We start from the raw sequence: 19,087 nt of genomic DNA, 5'->3' as shown, positions 1-19,087 counted from the left end.
CTGCTCCCCACTCCGGCTCAACTCCGTCACGTTAGCGCGCGATCGCACGGCGCGAGGTACCGCGCGACCGAGCAGTTCGTCGTAGCCGTTACGGACGGCGGCCGCCGTTTACATACAGCGGCAGCTATCCGTAGAGTTGCCCGCACTGACCTGCCTGGATCACGGGGGTGCTGGATGGCTGGTGTGTGCGTACCTGTGTCGCGGCGTGGATGGACCGCCACGGTCGCGGCGGTCATGCTCGTGGCGGGGGTGATCACGCCGGGCCCGGCCACGGCGGCGCCGTCCGGCATCACACCGCCGTCGCCGCCGTCGAGCGTCAGCTCCGACGACTATCCCAATGACGGCACCCCGAGCGGCGGGGTGGACGTGACCGGCACGTTCGAGGTGACCGCGCCGGCCGTCCGGCCGGGCAAGGTGAAGGAGTACGCCTACAGCCTGGACTCCGGTGTGCTGATCGCGGCGGAGACCGTCCCGGCGCGGACGTCTGACCGCGGAGCGACGATCAGCGTGTCCCCGAAGCATGACGGCATCAACGTGCTGTGGGTGTGGTCGCGGGACCGCGCGGGTCGCATCTCCGCTCCGGTGACCTACAGGTTCACTGTCCGGGCCGACTCCGGGCCGGGCTATCCGGCCGTGCCGCTGCCGCCGGCGATCACGTTCCCCAACGGCAGCGAGGTCTCCGCGGGCGGTCAGCTCACGGTGACGTTCGACGCGGAGGGTGATACCGACGTCACCAGTTTCCGATACAGCATCGATGGCACTGGGCTGGGCAGCACCGTGCCTGCCATCAGCGCCGGTGGCTCGGCCACGGTCGTCCTCGACGTCGGCAATGTCAGCGGTTCACGGCCGATCTACGCGGTCGCGGTGGATGACAACGGCAGTCGGGTCAGCGGCCTGAGCCAGGGCGAGTTCACCGTGCTGCCGGCCACGAGTCTGGCCGGCACGGTGTGGGACGCGTACTTCCTGCCACAGGCCGGTGCCGTCATCACCTTGCGACCCGGCGATCATCAGGCCACCTCCGGCGCCGACGGCGGCTACGCCTTCACCGACCTGACGCGCGGTGCCTACACCGTCACGGCGACCCTCGGCGACCGGTGCGTGGCCAGCTTCGCCCTGGAAATCGACAGTCAGGGGCAGACGGTCGACATTTTCGTACCCCCGGTCGGCGAGGGCTCGGACCCCATCTGTTCCGATTAGTCGGTCGATCGCTGACGGGCATGCTCACGCACGTCTGCCCAGGTCCCCTGAAGCGTAAACCAGCCGAGTGAAGGGAGTCGTCGCACCACTGCCCCACCGACATCGGCTTCCGGCGGTCACCCGGTCTGCTGCTCCGGTGACGGTGTCGTGCCGGTTGCGACTGCCGTGCTCTGCCGAACAACGAGTTCAGGCACCAGCAGTTCGCGTGCTGTGCTCCGCCGGTCGACGGTCCGGTCGAGCTGCGACAGCAGCAGCCGCACACTGTGGCGGCCGAGTTCGGCGAAGTCCTGCCGTACCGAGGTGAGCGGTGGCAGGAAGTGTTCGGCATCGGGGATGCTGTCGAAGCCCACCACGCTGACATCCTCCGGGACTCTCCGGCCGGCCTCGTGCAGCGCCCGCAGCACGCCCAGGGCGAGCTGATCGCTGGCACAGAAGATCGCCGTAACGGAAGGGTCCCGCGCCAGTCGGCCGCCCTGCTCGAATCCCGCGCTGGCGCTCCAGTCGCCGGGCACCAGTGGCGGCACCGGTGCGCCCACCGCCTGGAGCGCCTCCCGCCAGCCGGCGACCCGTTCACCCGCCTCCGGCCAGTCACCCGGGCCGGACAGGTGGTGGACGGTCCGGTGTCCCAGGCCGAGCAGATGCCGGGTGGCCGCTCGCGCCCCGGCGACGTTGTCGATCCGCGCACTCGACACCGCCTCACTGCACCCTCCGCCCACGGTCACGCACGCCACCTCCGTCGACACCTCGACCAACGCGCCGGCCATGGCCGACTTGGGCGCAATCGCGATGACCCCCTCGACCGACTGACAACGCAGCCAGGCCACCGCGTCGAGCACCGACCGCCGGTCGAGATCCCGCACACTCGCCACGCTGACGACATAACCCGCGGCCCGCGCCGCCGCCTCGATCGCGTACAGCATGCAAGTCGGCCCGTACAGCGGACTCTCGTAACCCACGATGCCCAGGGTGCCGGAACGGCGGGTGGCCAACGCCCGGGCCGCCAGGTTCATGTGGTAATCCAGTACCCGCATGGCGGCGGTCACCCGCTGCCGGGTCTCGGCCGCGACATGCGGATGCCCATTGATCACCCGGGACACCGTCTGCGCGGAAACGCCGGCCAGCTCCGCCACATCACGCATGATCGACCGCCCCGATCGACCGGGCGACCGCTCACCGCCAGGCGGGACAGACAGCGGACGCGGCCCGCCCGCCACAACCAGGTCACGCTTCTCAATCAACGCCACCCCTCCCTCACCGGCCGGCGAAGATCCACAGACGCACGCTCGGCAAGCAGCAGCCCGCCGCTTCGCCGGGCCAGGCCGTCGCCCCTCCTCAGACAATGCCCGCCGAAAAGGGTTTCGGCAACGCCTACCAGGAGACTACCGCCAGCCCGCCACCCTCCCCCACGAAAACCATTTCGGCAAGCGGTAGCACGAGTTGCCGCGAAGGCTGCGTACACCGCCTGCCCGAGCAGGCGGTGTACGACGGTGAGGCCGCCAGTCAACACCAGGTCAAGGTCGAGCTGACCCGCGTGACGTTGCTGATTGTGTTGTTCGCTCCGCCACAGGGACTCTGGGTGATGTTGGTGTTGGTTACGGTCAGGTTCTGAAACCGGATGCCCGAGGAGATCGGGAACTCCGTCCGCGACGAGATTCGCACCTCGCCGCCGCCCGTCACGGTGCCGGACACTCCAGCGATGGTGACGTTGTAGCAGTTCTCCACGAGGATCGAGTTGTTCCCGGTGTTCGAGATCGTCACGCGGTCGATGACCGCGCCGCCGGACTCCGAAACACAGAAGATCCCCCGGCCGCCGCCGGACGCGATCACGTTCCCGACCCGGATGTTGGTCGGGTACGAGCTACCCACCCGACCGTTTCGGTTGGCCATCCGGAACGCCGCGTACCCGGTCCCGGTCCCGGCACCCTGCGCGTCGACCGTGCCCACCGTGGCGTTGATGGTGTCATTGAGCAGCAGACCGGAGTAGCCGGTGTTTCGCGCGGTGACCGTGCCGATGGTCAGCCCGTCCACGCCGTACGTCTCCACACCGTGGGCGCCGGTCCCGGAGACGTACACGTTGTCGATCCGTACATTGCGCACCTTGACCGCCCGGTCGCCGCCGTGGTTGTCGATCCGTACGCCCAGGCCGCCCGAGAGGCGCATGTCGATCTGCCCGAGGGTCAGGTTGTTCACGTTGCGCATGAAGATCCCGTACAGCGGCGCTCCGGTAAGGGTCAGGTTCTGCACCTCGATGTCGGTGGTGCCGCGGGAGTAGACCGGTGCGTAGTCACCCGACCCCGAACCGGTCACGTTGATCGTGCCGCACACCGCCAGTGTCGTGTACGACGGCAGCGACAACCGAGATCCCGCGCTCATCGAACCGGAGCCCCGCACCACCACCCGCTGCTTGGCGGTTCGTCCCGCCGGCAGCGAATTCACCGCCGCCTGCATCGCCGACAGCATGTTCGAGCCCGAGTACACGGTCGACGACCCGTTGCGGGATGTCCAGGTGCTTCCGTTCAGCACGGCCTCGGCCTGGAACGAGCCGCTACCGCAACCGGCGCTCGGTGGCGGCGTGGTCGGCGTGCCGCCGCTGCCGACCCGGACCATCTGCCACTGCTGGTTGGCGCCGTTGAGATCGGCGTACTGACTGATCCGGGCACCGTCGGCGGTCGACCACTCCCAGACCTCCAATGCCTTGGCGGAGTGCCTGTTGATCAGCCGTATGTATCCCCCGTCGGAGTCGAGGACCTGGAACTGCTGGTTGGTGGCGTTGAGATCGGGCCACTGCCGGTACTCCGCGCCGTCGGCGACGTTCCACTCCCACAGGTCGACGACCTTGCCACTGTGGCGAGCCTTCAGACGGTAGTAGCCGCTGCCGGAGGAGACGAACTGGAACTGTTGCCACTCACCGTCGTTGCGGGACCACTGCTGGATCACCGCACCGTCGTCGACGGCGGTGTCGCGGACATCGAGGACCTTGCCGCTGTGCCGGTTGACCAGCACGTAGTAGGCGCTGGTGTCGATGGTGGCCGCCTGCGCCGACGGCGCGGCCAGCACGGCGACACCGATCGCGCCGGCCAGCGCCACCACCAGGGTCAGCACGAGGGCGGCGCGTCGCCCCGGAGGGCCGAGGGGCGATTTCACTGCGGGGTTGAGCATCGTTGAACCTCCAAACGTGGCGGAAGGGTGATCATGGTCGGCTCGCGCCAGGCTGCTACTCCAGGTGGAATGTGGCGGAGCCACGGTCGGCGTTCGAGCTGACCGTCTCCACATGGAGCAGGCCGCTGCGGTGGCGCACGTACCGCCCTGGGAAGTTCTGCGACTCCAGGGAGAGCCCGGCGCTGTCGGCGAGGCCGGCCCGACGGTGGAAGCTCGCGTCCGAGTCGAACAGGGTCGACCCGTCGTCCCGTTCGACGTAGAGGGCGAAGTCACGGTGACGCAGGAAGTAGCCGGGGAAGTTCGTCGACTCCAGTGATACGGTCCCCCCGCCGGCCAGGCCGGGGACGATGCGGAACTGCGAGTCGGCCAGGTTTGTCACGTTCGGCTCGATCCGGGCACGGTGGTCGTAGTGGCGGACGTAGCTGGTGGTCAGGTCATGCGACCGCAACCGCACCGGGGTGGCGCCGTCGGGCACCGGGATACCGAAGTTCGGGGTGCCGTCGACGTTCCAGTACAGCTTCTGGATTCGGGTCCGTCGGTTCGGGTCGTTCAGCGGGTCACCGACGATGTCGCGATAGTTGCGGTCGTGGTAGACGAGGACGTCGCTCTGCCCGTCCTCGGACACCGTGAAGGAGTTGTGTCCGGGGCCGTACTGTCCGGTGGCCGCGTTGCTGGCGAACACCGGGGTCGGACTCTTGCTCCAGGCGGCGGCGTCGAGCAGGTTCGCGGTGGCGGACGCGCTCAGCAGTCCCAGGCAGTAGTTCGCGTCCGTGGCACTGGCCGAGTAGGTCAGGAAGACCCGGCCGTTGCGCTGGATCACCGCCGGCCCCTCGGCCACCCGGTAGCCACGGGTCTCCCAGTCGTACGTCGGCACGACCAGCCGGGTCACTGTACCCGTGATCTGCCACGGGTTGGCTCCCATCCGCGCGAGGTAGACGTTGGAGTTGGTGGAGATACCGGGCTCCTGCTGCGCCCAGGTCAGGTACCGCACCCCGTTGACCACGAACGTCGAGGCGTCCAGGCTGAACGTGTCCCACGGCGTGCTGATTCGACCCCGTTCGGTCCACGAGCCGGACAGCGGGTTCGCGCTCGTGTTCTCCAGCACGTACATCCGGATCCGCCACACGTCGTCGGTGCGCCCGGCGGCGAAGTAGACGTACCACCTGTTGTTGATGTAATGGATCTCAGGAGCCCAGATGTGGGCACCCATCTCCCCACTGGTGTGCCGGCGCCAGATCGTCGTTTCGCTGGCGGTGGCCAGTCCTTGCAGGGTGCTCGCCCGGCGGAGCACGATCCGGTCGTACTGCGGCACCGTCGCGGTCATGTAGTAGTAGCCGTCGGTGTGCTTGACGATGTGCGGATCGGCCCGCTGGTTCACCAGCGGGTTGGTGTAGTTCACCGCGGGTGCGGCCTGTGCGGGCCCGGCCACCGGTAGGCCGGCCGAGATGGCGGATATCGCGAGCACCGCGGCCAGCATCGACCGCAGGCGCCAGCGGGAAGGGCCATCGGCGAGCGCCGGGTTGACCGCCCGGCGGTCGTTCGGGGGGAAAAGGTACCTGTGCAGCATGCGCTCTCCCAGGTGGCGAGTTCGTCGATAGGTGGAGGTCTGCCTCCGGGCAGCCGGCTCGGCGTAGCCGCATTCGGGGTCCAGGGAGGAGACCATCCCGGTGGGCAGGCGCCCGCCCACCGGGACAGTCGAGTCAGTACACGTAGGGCCAACCAGTGGCGTCGTAGCCGATGCGGTTGATGCCGAGCAGCGACCGACCGTTGTCGGCGTAGTAGTGGTAGAACAGGTGGTCGCCGTCGGTGTCGGCGAGGAACGCCTGGTGGCCGGGGCCGTGGATGGCGCCGTGCGAGGCCAGGATCTGGGTGCCTCCCCCGGCGAGCATGTCCCGGCCGGCGCGGTCGACGAATGGCCCGGTCGGGCTCGCCGAACGGCCTACCATGATCCGGTACGTGCTGCTGGCGCCCTGGCAGCAGCGGTCGAACGAGACGTACAGGTAGTACCACGATCCCCGCTTGACCAGGACGGGCGCTTCGATGCCGGGGCCGTAGTTGGCGAGGCTGTGCATGGCGGTGCCGAGCCGGCGACCGGTGGCCGGATCGATCTGGATCATCTTGATGCCCGACCAGAACGAGCCGAAGCTCAACCACCAGCGGCCCTGGTCGTCAACGGTCAGATTCGGGTCGATGGCGTTGAAATTGTCCGAGGTCCGCGATTCGATGACCAGCCCGTCGTTGGTCCAGCTCCCAGAGGCCCCGGTGGTACTGGTGGCCAGGAAGATCGCCGAACGGTTGGAACCGAAGGTCGACGCCGAGTAGTACAGGTGGTAACGCCCGTTGCGGTAGGACAGGTCCGGAGCCCACAGGTTACGCGCGCCGCCGGTGTACGTGGTGGTCCACGGCGCGCCTCCGGGGAAGACCGCGCCCGCGTTGCGGTAGGTGACCCGGTCGGTGGAGGTCTTCAACGCCACGTTGTCGCCGGTGTGTGCGAGCAGGTAGGTGCCGTCGGGTCGTTTGACCACGGTCGGGTCGTGTACACCGACATCCCCGGCGACCCTGCTGGGTTGCGGATAGGCCGGTGGCGGGGTGCCGGTCGGTGGGGGTGGCGTGGTGGGGCCGGGTGGGGTGCTGGAGCCGGGTGGGGTGGTGGGTGTCGCGCCGCCCAGCCGGATCAACTGCCACTGCTGATTGGCACCATCAAGGTCGGAGTAACCGGCCAACCGGCCACCATCAGCCGTCGACCACTCCCACACATCAATGACCTTGCTCCACTGCCGGTTCACGAACCGCACGAACCCACCCGCGGAATCCTGCAACCGGAACTGCTGCGCCGCCGACGACCGATCAGTGGACTGCACCAACTGCGTACCGTCGCTACCGTTCGGCAACTCCAGCACCTTCCCACTGTGCCGCGACCGCACCTTGTAGAAACCACCACCCGCATCCACAAACTGCCACTGCTGCACCGCGAGATCATTGCGCGCCCACTGATTCACCGGCGCACCCTCCGCCGTCGACCAGTCATACAGATCCATCGCCTTACCACTGTGCCGATTCACGAACACATACGACGCCGACGTATCCACCGTCGCCGCCGACGCCGACGGCAACCCGAACACCACCCCCGCGCCGAGCAGCAGCGACGTCACACCCACCACCGCACCCGTCCGCCAACCCCGCGACCACGACCTCACCCGCGGCACCTGATCCGTCCCTGTCATCGAAACCTCCTTGGTGGTCGAAGTGGTGCGGCTCAGTAGCCGACCTGGAAGGTGGCGTCCGCCCGGTCGACGGCGCTCGACGAGGCGCTCAGCGGGTCGATGCGCAGGACGTAGTTGGCGTGCCGGATGTAGTAGTTGGTGAAGTTGTGCGAGCGGAACGAGGTCCACCCACCGTCGGCGAGCCCGGCGGTTCGGTGGAAGGTGGCGTCACCGGCGAACCCGGAAGAGCCGTCGTTGGCGGCCAGCACGAGGACGTAGTTGCTGTGCCGCAGGAACCGGCCGGGATAGTTGACCGACTCGAACGACACACCCGAGGAGTTCGCCAGACCTGGCCGTAGCCGCCACTGGGCGTCGGCGTAGGGATCGAACGGGTAGGGGTCGATCCGGGCGGCGTTGCTGGCGTGGCGGATCAGGTGGTCGGGGAAGTTGTACGACTTGATCCGGTTCCAGGACGGCGCTCCCCACCGGGACAGCATCGCGGCGTGCTCGGCAGCGGTGATCGGCGCGATGGTGGGATGCTTGGCGTTCAGCGGCTGGGTGTAGCGCTCCTTGCCCAGCGGCGCCCAGCTGTTGCTGTTGATGTCGCCGCTGCGCCACACGTACAGCTCACCGTTGGTCGGGGAGAACGAGTCGCCCCAGAGGAACCACTCGTTCCGGTCGTTGGCCTTGACCACGATCGGTGCCTCGATGCCACCGTTGATCACGCCGCTGGTGTACGTGCCCCGGTCGAAGCTGCGCGGAGCGAGGCTGCTCGACCGGGCACCGTAGAGCCGGCCATCGGTGAAGCTCTTGTAGTACAGGTAGTTCGCCCCGCTGCCGACGTGCATGGTGGCGTCCAGCACGTCGAAGCCGGGATCGAAGTAGAGCTGGTGGGCGCTGACCGTACGGAAGTCGGTGGTGTAGTTGACGTAGAAGGCGTCCCGGCCGTTGTTCCTGGCCGAGTACAGGACGCCGTACTGACCCCGCGCGGCGTCCCAGAATGCCTCCGGTGCCCAGGTGTGGGTCGGCATCGTGTGCATCCGCACCCGGCGGTAGCCGGTGAAGTTGCGCAGGTCCACGGAGTCCCAGATGTGGATGTACTGGTTCTGCTGGGTGAAGTCGGTGCCCTTGAGGTCGGTGGCGAGCACCACGAAGGTATTGTCCTGCTTGCGCATGATGAACGGGTCACGCAGCCCGCCGGTGCCGGCGGTGGGGGTGACGACCGGGCTGTTCTGGTTCAGTGGAGTCCAGGTGAGACCGTCGGTGCTGATGGCCAGGTGCAGACCGTAGTTGTTGGCCACCGAATTCGGTGACTCGGCGAAGTAGCCCATGACGTAGCCGCCGTAGGCGGGGGCGGCCAGGGCGGGCGCGGCACTGGACAGCAGACCGGTGCCGGCGGCCACCGCCGTGGACGCGCCGGCGGCCAGCAGGGTGCGTCGGGAGACCATCGGATCACTCATTTCCGGCCCGGAGAGCGGGCCTGGTACCGGGTTCGGTCACTCGTGCCGGCCGTACGACGGCCGGACCGGCTCACTCGCCGGACGGGGCGGTGAGGGTCACTCCGAGCCGGACCGGCGTGCCGAAGTTCGGAGTGCCGTCGGCGTTCCAGGTGAACTTCTGGGCTCGGGTGGACCGGTTCATGTCACAGCCACCGCCGGCGGAATCGTTGGCGTGGTAGACGATCCAGCTCTCGGTGCCGTCGGGTGAGGTGAAGAACCCGTTGTGACCCGGGGCGTAGACGCCGTTGGCGTCACTGCGCTGGAAGACCGGGTTCGGCGCCTTGGTCCAGTGCGCCGGGTTGAGTGGATCGTTACCGGTGAAGGTGAGCAGGCCGAGCTTGTAGTCCGGCCCCCAGCAGGCGCTCGCCGAGTAGACGATCATCGTTCGTCCGTTTCGGTAGAGCGGCTCCGGGCCTTCGTTGACCGGGTGGGTCTGCCGCTCCCAGGACAGCGTCGGAGAACTCAACCGGACCCGGCTGCCGCTGAGCGTCCACGGGTTGCTCATCGGCGTGATGAACAGGCTCTGCCCGTAGCTGCCACCAGGGTTGTACGTACCCATCAGGTAGAGCCGGTTGTTGACCGTCAGGATGCTCGCGTCAAGCTGCCAGTCGGTGCCGAGATCGGCTTTGAACGTGTACGGACCCATCGGGTCGGTGCCGGCACTCTCCAGCACGTGCAGCCGCTGCGTGGGGTTGAAGTCGGAGACGTTCTGCCCGGCGGTGTAGTAGAAGTACCAGCGTGGGCCGTTCGGCCCGTTGATCAGGTGGAACTCCGGGGCCCACATGTTGCAGCAGCCGTTGGGCCGGCCGGCCAGATTGAAGATCACCTGGTCCGGTGCGGTGGCCAGCCCGGCGAGGGTGGTGGAGCGGCGCATGGTGATCGTCGAGTTCCACGTCGTGGTGGCGAGATAGTAGACGCCGTTGTGCACCTGCAGCCAGGGATCGGGGCCGTTGCGCTTGATAGGATTCGTGAACGTCCGGCTGCCGCCGGGTGGGGTGGTGGGTGTCGCGCCACCCAGCCGGATCAACTGCCACTGCTGATTGGCACCATCAAGGTCGGAGTAACCGGCCAACCGGCCACCATCAGCCGTCGACCACTCCCACACGTCAATCACCTTGCTCCACTGCCGGTTCACGAACCGCACGAACCCACCCGCGGAATCCTGCAACCGGAACTGCTGCGTCGCCGACGACCGATCAGTGGACTGCACCAACTGCGTACCATCACTGCCATTCGGCAACTCCAGCACCTTCCCACTGTGCCGCGACCGCACCTTGTAGAAACCACCACCCGCATCCACAAACTGCCACTGCTGCACCGCGAGATCATTCCGCGTCCACTGATTCACCGGCGCACCCTCCGCCGTCGACCAGTCATACAGATCCATCGCCTTACCACTGTGCCGATTCACGAACACATACGACGCCGACGTATCCACCGTCGCCGCCGACGCCGACGGCAACCCGAACACCACCCCCGCGCCGAGCAGCAGCGACGTCACACCCACCACCGCACCCGTCCGCCAACCCCGCGACCACGACCTCACCCGCGGCACCTGATCCGTCCCTGTCATCGAAACCTCCTTCGACTGCCGTCACCGGCCGAGGTGCCGCCCGTTACCCGACGGAAATCGGCCTGCCGTTCCTGAACCGATGGACGCGACGCTTACGGGAGCACAAACGCCACACGTATGACGGTCGTGTTACCGTGGTGTCACAAGCCGATGTTCGCGTTAACATCGACGTTCGTCAAGTGGTATGGCATCGAATCAAGTCGAATTTTTCAGCAGTATGTAATCTCGCGGAGAAGCACGGTCCGGTCACTGAAAGACACCACTCCCGCCAGGTCCGCACAGCTGGCGGGAGTGGTACCCACGTCCGCGGTCCGGTGGGCAGCCGGACGTCGCGGGCGCTGTGGACGCGTACCGCGTTGGGCTCAACCAACGGGGTGCGGGCGGGTGGACAGCCGCACGGCCGTCCACGATGTCGGTGGCAGTACGACCTGCGCGCCGCCGGCATTCACCGCGAGTTGTCGGTTCGGTCGCAGAGTGACCCGGTCCTGGTGGGCTGCCGTGTTGCTGGCGCGGATGTCGTCGTCCGACAGTGTCGACGCCGCCGCACTCCGCACCGTGCGGCCGAAGCGAGTCAGGTCGATGGTGAGCTGCACCGGTCGGACGTCGTCACGGTTGACGACGAAGATCGCCACGTCGCCGGTGGCACCGTCGTGGGTGGCGACCGCGTCGAGCACCGCCGCCTCGCCGTAACGGGCCGTCTGGTAGGACGGGCTCTCGACCGCCGTGCGCAGGACATCGCCGCGGGCCAGCGCCGCCGTGCGGGCGAACGGATGGAAGATGCTCTGTCGCCAGGCAGGCCCACCCGGTTCGGTGCGGATCGGGGCGATCACGTTGACCAACTGAGCCTGGCAGGCCGCGGTGACCCGGTCGCTGTGGCGCAGCAGGGCGATGAGCAGGTTACCGACGACGACCGCGTCGGCGACGTTGTACTCGTCCTCGATGACCCGGGGCGCGATCTGCCAACCGTCGGCGGGCGGCTGCTTCTGGAAGCGGGAGAGGTACCAGACGTTCCACTCGTCGAAGGACAGTTGGATCTTTTTCTTGCTGCGCAGCCGGGCACCGATGCTGTCGGCGGTGGCCACGACGCTGTCGATGAAGTGGTCCATGTCGGCCGCGCAGGCGAGGAAGGAGCCGAGGTCGCCGTCGTGTTCCTCGTAGTAGGCGTGGCAGGAGACGTAGTCCACCAGGTCGTAGGTGTGTTCGAGCACGGTGGCCTCCCAGGCGCCGAACGTCGGCATGGCGGAGCTGGAACTGCCACAGGCGATCAGTTCCAGACCCGGCTCGGCCGCACGCAGCGCCCGAGCGGTGGCGGCAGCGAGTTGCCCGTACGCGTCGGCGCTCTTGTGTCCGAGCTGCCACGGCCCGTCGAGTTCGTTGCCCAGGCACCACATCCGTACTCCGTACGGCTTCTCCGCGCCGTTGGTCCGGCGCAGATCCGCTAGGTGGGTGCCGGCGGGTTGGTTGAGGTACTCGTGGACGTCAAGGGCCTCCTGCACACCCCGGGTACCCAGGTTCAGCGCGTACATGATCTCGATGTCGGCCTTGGCGGCCCACCGCGCGAACTCGTCGATGCCGACCTCGTTGGTCTCGATGCTTCGCCAGGCGAGGTCGCGGCGGCGTGGGCGCTGGTCTCTCGGACCGATGCCGTCCTCCCACCGGTATCCGGAGACGAAGTTGCCGCCCGGATAACGGACCATTGTGACACCGAGTTCGCGGGTCAGGGCCAGGACGTCGGTACGGAACCCGTCCTCGTCGGCGGACGGGTGGCCGGGTTCGTACAGGCCGGTGTAGACGCAGCGCCCCATGTGTTCGACGAACGTACCGAAGGTACGGCGGTTGACCGGAGCCACCACGGCGGCGGGATCAAGCGTGACGTGAGCGAGGTGCACGTCCTTCTCCTGAGGGTTCGAAAGTGTGTCGACGTCGGCAGTCGGACGGAACAGTCACTTGAGGGCGCCGATGGTCAGGCCACCACGCCAGTACCGTTGCAGCAGCAGGAAGGCGGCGATCAGCGGGACGATCGCCGCCAGCGAGCCGATGACGATGACGTTGAACAGCGCGGGACCGCCGTTGCCGATGGTCGCCGACAGATACCAGGACCGCAGGCCGACGGTGAGCGGGTAGAGATTCTGGTCGCTGAGCATCACCAGCGGCAGGAAGAAGTTGTTCCAACTCGCCACCATGGTGAACAGCAGGACGGTGACCAGCGCCGGTCGCATGGCGGGCAGCGCGACGCTGCGGAATACCCGGAACTCCCCCGCACCGTCGATGCGCGCGGCCTCGATCATCTCGTCGGGCACCGAGTCGTGGACGTAGACCCGCAGCAGGTACACCCCGAACGGGTTGAGCAGCGAGGGCAGGATCACCGCCCACACCGAGTCGATGAGCCCGGTCTCGGCCATCAGCAGATACGTCGGCAGGACCAGGGCTGTCGCCGGCACCATGATGAGCCCGAGCAGCAGCGCGAACAGCGCGTTACGGCCGGGAAAGCGGAGTTTGGCGAAGGCGTAACCGGCCAGGGCGGCGATCACGGTGGCCCCGACGCCGCTGGTGACGGCGTACAGGGCCGAGTTGCCCAGCCAGCGCAGGTAGAGGCCGTCATCCTGGGTGAACAGCAGCCGGAGGTTGCCGAGCAGATGCAGGTCGGCGAACCAGAGGGGGTCCGAGCCGAACAGCCCGTCGTTGTCCTTGGTCGCCGCGACGAGCAGCCACCAGAACGGCAGCAGGAAGTAGACGACGAACAGCGCCATCATCGCGTGTGCGGCGATGGTGCCGCCGCTGCGCCGTTCCGGCTGGGTGGTCTTGGTAGCCGGGGGGCTCATCGCAGCGAACTCCGCTTCCGCGTGGCGAACAGGAAGACGTACGAGCCGACGAAGACCACCGCGCCGAGCAGGAAGGAGATCGCCGCCGAGTAGTTGTACTGCTGGTACGAGAACGCCTGGTTGTAGGCGTAGACGTTGGGGGTGTAACTGTTGGTGATCGCGCCCGGGTTGAGTGGTTGCAGGATGAGCGGCTCGGTGAAGAACTGCAGGGTCCCGATGATCGTGAAGACGGTGCACAGCACCAGGGCTGCGGAGATCATCGGTGTCTTGATCCGCATCGCGATCTGGACCGCCCCCGCACCGTCGATCCTGGCGGACTCGTACACCTCTCGCGGGACGCCCTGAAGCGCGGCGTAGAGCACGATCATGTTGTAGCCGGCCCACTGCCAGATGACGAGGTTGCCCAGGGACGCCAGGACGGTGTCACCGGCCAGGAAGTCGATCCCGGTGAACCGGAACGGGCCGGTGTTCTGGCTGTAGAGAAAGCCCCACATCAGGGTACCGATGACCACCGGCACGGCGTACGGGACGAACGCCGCCAGCCGCAGCGCACGCGCGAGGCGGGAGCTGGCGCCGTCGACCAGCAGGGCCAGCACGAGGGCGATACCAATCATCACCGGCGTCTGCACGAGCCCGAAGACGAACACCCGCAGCACCCCCGACCGGAACTCGGGGTCACCGAAGGCCTGCCGGTAGTTGTCGAACGCCGCGAACACCTCGCCCTCCACCAGGGTGGAGCGGTACAGGCTGAGTTTGAACGCGTATCCCATCGGCAGCAGCAGGAAGACGACCAGCAGCACCGCGAACGGCGCGACGAACAACCATCCGACCGCCGCCTGCCGGTCGAAGCGACGTCTGCCGGCTGCGGGCCGCTGGTCACCGCCGGACACGGCCGGCCCCGCGGCCGCCGCGCCGGCGGCCGCGGGAATAGGTCGGGTCCGGGTCATTGTGAGACCTTGAAACCCTGGTTCGAGGCGTACGCCGTGATGTTCTGCTGGACGGTGTCCAGCGCTGCCGGCCACGATGTCTTCTTTTCCACCGCCTGTCCCACCGCGGTGGTCAGCTGGTTGAAGCTGTAGCTGTTGAACGGGCTCCACTCGAATTCTTCGATGCCGTTGTACGCCGGCACGAACACCTCGTTGACCTGCTGTCCGCCGAAGAACTCGTACTCCTTCGTGCGGAAGTAGTCCCAGTCCAGGATCGACGTGGCGGTCGGAAACAGGAACGCCTCGTCAATGCCGATCTTCCAGGCGTCCTTGTTCGCTCCGAAAATCTCCATGGCGACGGTCGTGGCCTGCTCGGGGTGCTTCGTCTGGTCGGTCACCGCGAACGACGAGCCGCCCCAGTCCCCCTGCGCGTTCTCGCCCGCGTTCCATTGGGGCAGCGGCGCGGCGCGCCACTTGCCGGCCGTCGTCTTCGCCACACTCGCCAGGTAACCAGGACCCCACCCCGCGGCCAGATAGGTCGCGTACTTCCCGCTGCCGAGCCCGTTGTAGAAGTCCGTGGTCCCGTACGCGGTGGTGTCGGCCAACCCCGTGTCAACCATGTCCTGCCAGTAGGCAAACACGTTCTTCGCCGGCTCGCTGTTAACGCTAACACCAATACTGTGCGGATCCGCGACGTTGTAGCTGAACGGCCGGGCTCCGGCCTGCCACATCAGCCCTGTCATAAAACCGCCGTCGTTCGCGCCAAAATCTGTCATGAACCTGTCGGGCGCGGCAGTCTTGAGCTTCTGTGCCTGCTCCTTGAATTCCGCCCAGGTCTTCGGAACACTCATCTCGTACTGGTCGAAGATGTCCTGCCGGTACAGCATCGCCATCGGACCGGCATCAACCGGGATCGCATAGACGGCATCGCCATTGCTGACCTGCTTCCACGCCCAGTCGACGTAGTTGCCCTTGAGATCGTTGGCCCCGTACTTGCCCATGTCGACGAGATGATTGGTCAGCTGAAACGTCGGCAGTTCCTGGAACTCGAGCATCACCACGTCGGGGGCGCCCTTGCCGGCTTTCAGCGCGGTCTGCAATTTCGTGTACTGATCCTGGCCGGTTCCCGCATTGGTCCACTCGATCTTGATCTCGGTGTGCGTACGGTTGAAGTGGTCGACCACGCCCTGGAAGGCCGGATACCAGGCCCACACCTTGATCGTGACCGGACCGTCCTGCTTGTCACCGCCGCCCGAACTACAGGCCACCAGCAGCAGAGCGGTGACCACCGCCACCGCCGCGGCCAGTGGCCTGCGTCCTAGACTGGAACTCCTGGCACTCACTGAACTCCTCCATCGGAGATCGGCTACTTCCGCAGCCGATGTGTATGTGCCACAAAGGCCGGTCGCGGTGCTGGCACACCGCGACCGGCCGCTCGGAGACACGGCGGTCCTCCCTGGCACACGCCGCACCCCTACGCCCGTGGCACGTCCTGGTATCTTCCATTTGCAGCGCTGCAAAGACAGCATGCCTGGAGCATCGATGGACGGCAAGAGGTAACCTGCCGGAAACTCGCGGCTGCCCTCGGCATCGGAAAAGGGGGGCCGGAATGCGGCGGGATGTCACGTTACGCGAAGTCGCCGAGCTGGCCGGTGTCTCCAGCCGGACGGTGTCCAACGTCGTGAACGGTTACGCCCACGTCACCGAGCGCACCCGCAACCGCGTCATGCGTGCTGTCGAGCAGCTCGGCTACCGGCCCAACGTCCTGGCCCGCAACCTCGCCCAGGGTCGCTCCGGGCAGCTCGCCGTCGTCGTGCCTTACCTCGACACGCCATACTTCTCGGAGCTATTGCAGGGCATCATCCGCGCCGCCCGGGTCCAGGGGTACAACGTGCTCATCGACCAGACTGACGGCGACCCCGACCACGAGCGGATGTTCATCCGCCACGGCCGCAGCCGGCTGCTGTTCGACGGCGTCATCTTCAGTCCCCTCGGGCTCGACCAGCAGGCCCTGGCCGACCACGATCCCAGCCTCCCCCTGGTGATCCTCGGCGAGCGGGTCAGCCAGGGGACGTTCGACCACGTCGGCATCGACGATGTCGCGGCGTCCCGCCTGGCCACCGAACACCTGCTGGATCTCGGCCGCCGGCGCGTCGCCGCCATCGGCGACCAGCCCTACCCCACGGGTGAGGCGGCACAGCTGCGGACACGCGGATTCCGCGAGGCACACGATCACCGCGGCGCGGCCGTGCACGAGGAGCTCATCATCGCGACTCCACGGTTCAACCGGGCCGATGGTGCGGGCGCCATGCGACACCTGCTCGACCTGCCGGAACCGCCGGACGCCGTGTTCTGCTACAGCGATCTCGTGGCGCTGGGCGCGATGCACGTGCTGGCCTCACGCGGGATGCGGGTGCCCGAGGACATCGCCGTGATCGGCTACGACGATATCGAGGACGGCGCCTACGCCAACCCGCCGGTGAGCACGATCTCCCCCGACAAGGAGGGAATCGCGACGGTCGCCGTGGAGCGTGTCCTGCTGCGCATCGCCAGCCCCACGCCGTTGCCCGGCGTGGAACTGCGCGCACCACACCGGCTCGTCGTACGCGAGAGCACGGTGGGTCGGCCCGCAGCGAGCCGGCCTGGTTCCGGTTAGCAATTCGCCGGAGTGACGGTCCCGACCCGGCGGAGCGACACCGCCGCCACGTCGGCGGCAGCGCCACGTGCCGGCGGAGACTCACGATGTCGACGAGGAGATGCCGAAACGCAACTGGGGCAGCAGGCGGCCAGCGACAACGGTTGACGGAACGGTGCCGATGCGCTCGGCACCCATCGCCGCGTAGAAGCCCTCGGCGTGCGGCTCCGCATCGATCAGCAATGCCGTGAACCCGAGGGCGCGCGCGGCGGCCAAGGCGTGTTCCCAGAGGCGGCGGCCGATCCCACGACGTATCTGCGTGGGATCAATCCAAAGGTTGCCCAGTTCACCCTCGGGCGGCACGCCGTCCAACGTGTAGAAGCCGACGATGCGGCCGGACGTCTCCGCCACCACCGCACGCCGAGCGCTGATCTCCTGCGGTCGGAGCGTCAGATCCGGCCGACATGACTCAAGGAACTGTGCGTCGTAGCCCCAATGCGCCTTGGACCTCATCGCCAGGCGACTCAGTGCCTCCGCCTCTTCAGCGCGAGCCGGCCTCATGTTGATCTGCATCGCCGCGCCCCTCCGCTTGTTCGCAGCCTGACTACGGATTGCCGGCTGTTCCGACGACTCGCAAGGCCAGGCTAGCCCGGCTGCGTGCCGCCATTCGCCGGATGAACGGTGTGCTGGTAATGGAGGCGTTGATGGCCTCGCACCGGGACGCCTGGCGGGACTACGCTCCACCTCGACCGCAGACTTGTCGACACGGCCCCCGGGCTCTGGCCGGTCCTCACGCCCGAGGAGGTGTCACGGCGGTGGCGCCGTGCTGGCCCGGACGACGAGCCGGGTGGGCACCAGGTCCGTGCCCGGTTCGGCGGGTCCGTTGCGGATCTGCCCCAGGAGTCCCCGCACGCATCGGCGGCCCACCTCGGCGAAGTCCTGGTGCACGGTGGTCAGCGGGGGGAGATAGGCCGACGCGTCCGATACGTCGTCGAAGCCGACCACGCTGACCTGCGCCGGCACCCGCCGGCCCCGCTCGTGCAGGGCTCGCAGTACGCCGAGGGCCATCTGGTCGTTCGCCGTGAAAACCGCGGTGCAGTCAGGGTGCTCGGCCAGCCGCAGCCCAGCCCGGTATCCGGATTCGGCGGACCAGTCACCGCGTTCGATCGGCGGCGTCAGGCGGCCGTACGCCTCAAGCGCGACGCGCCACCCCCTGGCACGCCTTTCGCTGGCGAACGACTCAACTGGACCGGCGACGTGCCACACGGTGCGATGACCGAGGTCGAGTAGGTGGAACACCGCCTTGCGGGCACCGTCGGCCTGATCGGTGTCGACGACGGGATAGCGGTCACCGGCGTCGGAGTCCACCACCACGGCGTGCACCCCGGGTGGCAGGACCACCGTGTTGGTGTCGAGCAGGTGGACCTCGATGATGACGATGACTCCGTCGACCGCCAGCTCGCCCATCCGGGTGAAGGCACCGAGCACATTGTCCTGAGTGGGAGCGCCGAGCGGGATCAGGGTGATCGCGTAGCCCTCCATCGCGGCGTGGGTCGCGATCGCCTCGACCGTACGACTGTTGCCCGTCGTGGACAGGTTGAACAGGATCACGCCGATGGTGTTGAACTGCCCGTAGCGCAAGGCTCGGGCGGCACTGTTGGGCCGGTAGCCCAGCTGTCGCATCGCCGCCAGCACCTGCTGGCGGGTCGCCTCGACCACAGCGGGATGGCCGTTGGAGACCCGGGACACGGTCTGGGACGACACGCCCGCGAGTTGGGCCACGTCCGCCATGGAGACCCGCTGCTTGCGCCGCCCTCCGGGGATGCCCGAACTGGCGCGCTGTGCGACGGGCGCGGCCTGCGGCCGGTGACCTCGGGCATCCGCATCCATCGTTGTTCCTGACTGCCGCGAACGATCGGTCACGCCGACCTACGGTCCCTTGACGGTCATGGTGAGCGGTGCCACCATACCGCCACGCGAGTTACGTAAACATCGCTCACGCCCTCTCCGCTCCCGTCCGTGGGCCGGACTGCGACACCGATGTTTACGTAACCATTGCACTTCGTCGATCAG

14 protein-coding genes are annotated in these 19,087 nt (G+C 67.4%); 2 read left to right on the top strand and 12 right to left on the bottom strand.

The window, feature by feature from the left end:
* The first annotated feature begins 195 nt into the window (after positions 1-195).
* Entirely contained in the window at positions 196-1,197 is a 1,002-nt protein-coding gene (locus O7601_RS18370) for a carboxypeptidase-like regulatory domain-containing protein (RefSeq protein ID WP_281562332.1), read from the top strand.
* 116 nt (positions 1,198-1,313) lie between these two features.
* Here O7601_RS18370 and O7601_RS18365 read toward each other — a convergent pair whose 3' ends face one another.
* The 10 genes from O7601_RS18365 to O7601_RS18320 all read right to left on the bottom strand — a co-directional run bounded on the left by O7601_RS18365 (position 1,314) and on the right by O7601_RS18320 (position 15,722).
* Complete coding sequence (locus tag O7601_RS18365) at positions 1,314-2,336, bottom strand: LacI family DNA-binding transcriptional regulator (protein ID WP_281562331.1); 1,023 nt, start codon at positions 2,334-2,336, stop codon at positions 1,314-1,316.
* Positions 2,337-2,697: 361 nt separating this feature from the next.
* Positions 2,698-4,356, bottom strand: coding sequence for an RICIN domain-containing protein (locus O7601_RS18360; protein WP_281562330.1), 1,659 nt, complete (start codon positions 4,354-4,356; stop codon positions 2,698-2,700).
* Between the two features lie 55 nt (positions 4,357-4,411).
* Positions 4,412-5,923, bottom strand: coding sequence for a family 43 glycosylhydrolase (locus O7601_RS18355; protein WP_281562329.1), 1,512 nt, complete (start codon positions 5,921-5,923; stop codon positions 4,412-4,414).
* A gap of 133 nt (positions 5,924-6,056) precedes the next feature.
* On the bottom strand, positions 6,057-7,580 hold the full coding sequence (locus tag O7601_RS18350; protein WP_281562328.1) for a family 43 glycosylhydrolase: 1,524 nt from the start codon (positions 7,578-7,580) through the stop codon (positions 6,057-6,059).
* Positions 7,581-7,612: 32 nt separating this feature from the next.
* On the bottom strand, positions 7,613-9,007 hold the full coding sequence (locus O7601_RS18345; RefSeq protein WP_281562327.1) for a glycoside hydrolase family 43 protein: 1,395 nt from the start codon (positions 9,005-9,007) through the stop codon (positions 7,613-7,615).
* 82 nt (positions 9,008-9,089) lie between these two features.
* A complete protein-coding gene (locus O7601_RS18340) occupies positions 9,090-10,631 on the bottom strand; it encodes a family 43 glycosylhydrolase (protein ID WP_281562326.1) in 1,542 nt (513 codons plus the stop codon).
* Between the two features lie 362 nt (positions 10,632-10,993).
* A complete protein-coding gene (locus O7601_RS18335; protein WP_281562325.1) occupies positions 10,994-12,520 on the bottom strand; it encodes an alpha-L-arabinofuranosidase C-terminal domain-containing protein in 1,527 nt (508 codons plus the stop codon).
* 54 nt (positions 12,521-12,574) lie between these two features.
* Positions 12,575-13,453 carry a carbohydrate ABC transporter permease gene (locus O7601_RS18330; RefSeq protein ID WP_281562324.1) on the bottom strand — a complete coding sequence of 293 codons (879 nt, stop codon included), beginning with the start codon at positions 13,451-13,453 and terminating at the stop codon, positions 12,575-12,577.
* The gene (locus tag O7601_RS18325) at positions 13,450-14,400 is read right to left on the bottom strand and encodes a sugar ABC transporter permease (protein WP_281562323.1); all 951 of its coding nucleotides are present in this window, start codon (positions 14,398-14,400) and stop codon (positions 13,450-13,452) included. Before O7601_RS18325 ends, O7601_RS18330 begins: the two co-directional genes overlap by 4 nt.
* Positions 14,397-15,722 (bottom strand): extracellular solute-binding protein, encoded by a 1,326-nt coding sequence (locus O7601_RS18320; RefSeq protein WP_281562322.1) that lies wholly within the window; start codon positions 15,720-15,722, stop codon positions 14,397-14,399. The genes O7601_RS18325 and O7601_RS18320 overlap by 4 nt, the downstream gene beginning before the upstream one ends.
* Before the next feature lie 266 nt (positions 15,723-15,988).
* Here O7601_RS18320 and O7601_RS18315 point away from each other — a divergent pair, with 266 nt between their 5' ends.
* The gene (locus O7601_RS18315; protein ID WP_281562321.1) at positions 15,989-17,035 is read left to right on the top strand and encodes a LacI family DNA-binding transcriptional regulator; all 1,047 of its coding nucleotides are present in this window, start codon (positions 15,989-15,991) and stop codon (positions 17,033-17,035) included.
* An 81-nt stretch (positions 17,036-17,116) separates the two neighbouring features.
* On the opposite strand, the gene O7601_RS18310 is transcribed toward O7601_RS18315, so the two are convergent.
* Positions 17,117-17,587, bottom strand: coding sequence for a GNAT family N-acetyltransferase (locus tag O7601_RS18310; protein ID WP_281562320.1), 471 nt, complete (start codon positions 17,585-17,587; stop codon positions 17,117-17,119).
* A gap of 234 nt (positions 17,588-17,821) precedes the next feature.
* Complete coding sequence (locus tag O7601_RS18305; protein ID WP_281562319.1) at positions 17,822-18,904, bottom strand: LacI family DNA-binding transcriptional regulator; 1,083 nt, start codon at positions 18,902-18,904, stop codon at positions 17,822-17,824.
* Between the last annotated feature and the right edge of the window lie 183 nt (positions 18,905-19,087).

Origin of the sequence: Verrucosispora sp. WMMD573 (genome assembly GCF_027497175.1) — a bacterium.
Classification (GTDB): Bacteria; Actinomycetota; Actinomycetes; order Mycobacteriales; family Micromonosporaceae; genus Micromonospora.
This window is presented reverse-complemented; position numbering and strand designations above follow the sequence as displayed.

What these genes read in the sequence shown, in the direction of transcription:
- O7601_RS18355 (WP_281562329.1), bottom strand. Translation starts at nt 5,923, where the DNA reads ATGCTGCACAGGTACCTTTTCCCCCCGAACGACCGCCGGGCGGTCAAC.
- O7601_RS18310 (WP_281562320.1), bottom strand. Translation starts at nt 17,587, where the DNA reads ATGCAGATCAACATGAGGCCGGCTCGCGCTGAAGAGGCGGAGGCACTG.
- O7601_RS18325 (WP_281562323.1), bottom strand. Translation starts at nt 14,400, where the DNA reads ATGACCCGGACCCGACCTATTCCCGCGGCCGCCGGCGCGGCGGCCGCG.
- O7601_RS18340 (WP_281562326.1), bottom strand. Translation starts at nt 10,631, where the DNA reads ATGACAGGGACGGATCAGGTGCCGCGGGTGAGGTCGTGGTCGCGGGGT.
- O7601_RS18315 (WP_281562321.1), top strand. Translation starts at nt 15,989, where the DNA reads ATGCGGCGGGATGTCACGTTACGCGAAGTCGCCGAGCTGGCCGGTGTC.
- O7601_RS18345 (WP_281562327.1), bottom strand. Translation starts at nt 9,007, where the DNA reads ATGGTCTCCCGACGCACCCTGCTGGCCGCCGGCGCGTCCACGGCGGTG.
- O7601_RS18330 (WP_281562324.1), bottom strand. Translation starts at nt 13,453, where the DNA reads ATGAGCCCCCCGGCTACCAAGACCACCCAGCCGGAACGGCGCAGCGGC.
- O7601_RS18350 (WP_281562328.1), bottom strand. Translation starts at nt 7,580, where the DNA reads ATGACAGGGACGGATCAGGTGCCGCGGGTGAGGTCGTGGTCGCGGGGT.
- O7601_RS18360 (WP_281562330.1), bottom strand. Translation starts at nt 4,356, where the DNA reads ATGCTCAACCCCGCAGTGAAATCGCCCCTCGGCCCTCCGGGGCGACGC.
- O7601_RS18305 (WP_281562319.1), bottom strand. Translation starts at nt 18,904, where the DNA reads ATGGATGCGGATGCCCGAGGTCACCGGCCGCAGGCCGCGCCCGTCGCA.
- O7601_RS18365 (WP_281562331.1), bottom strand. Translation starts at nt 2,336, where the DNA reads ATGCGTGATGTGGCGGAGCTGGCCGGCGTTTCCGCGCAGACGGTGTCC.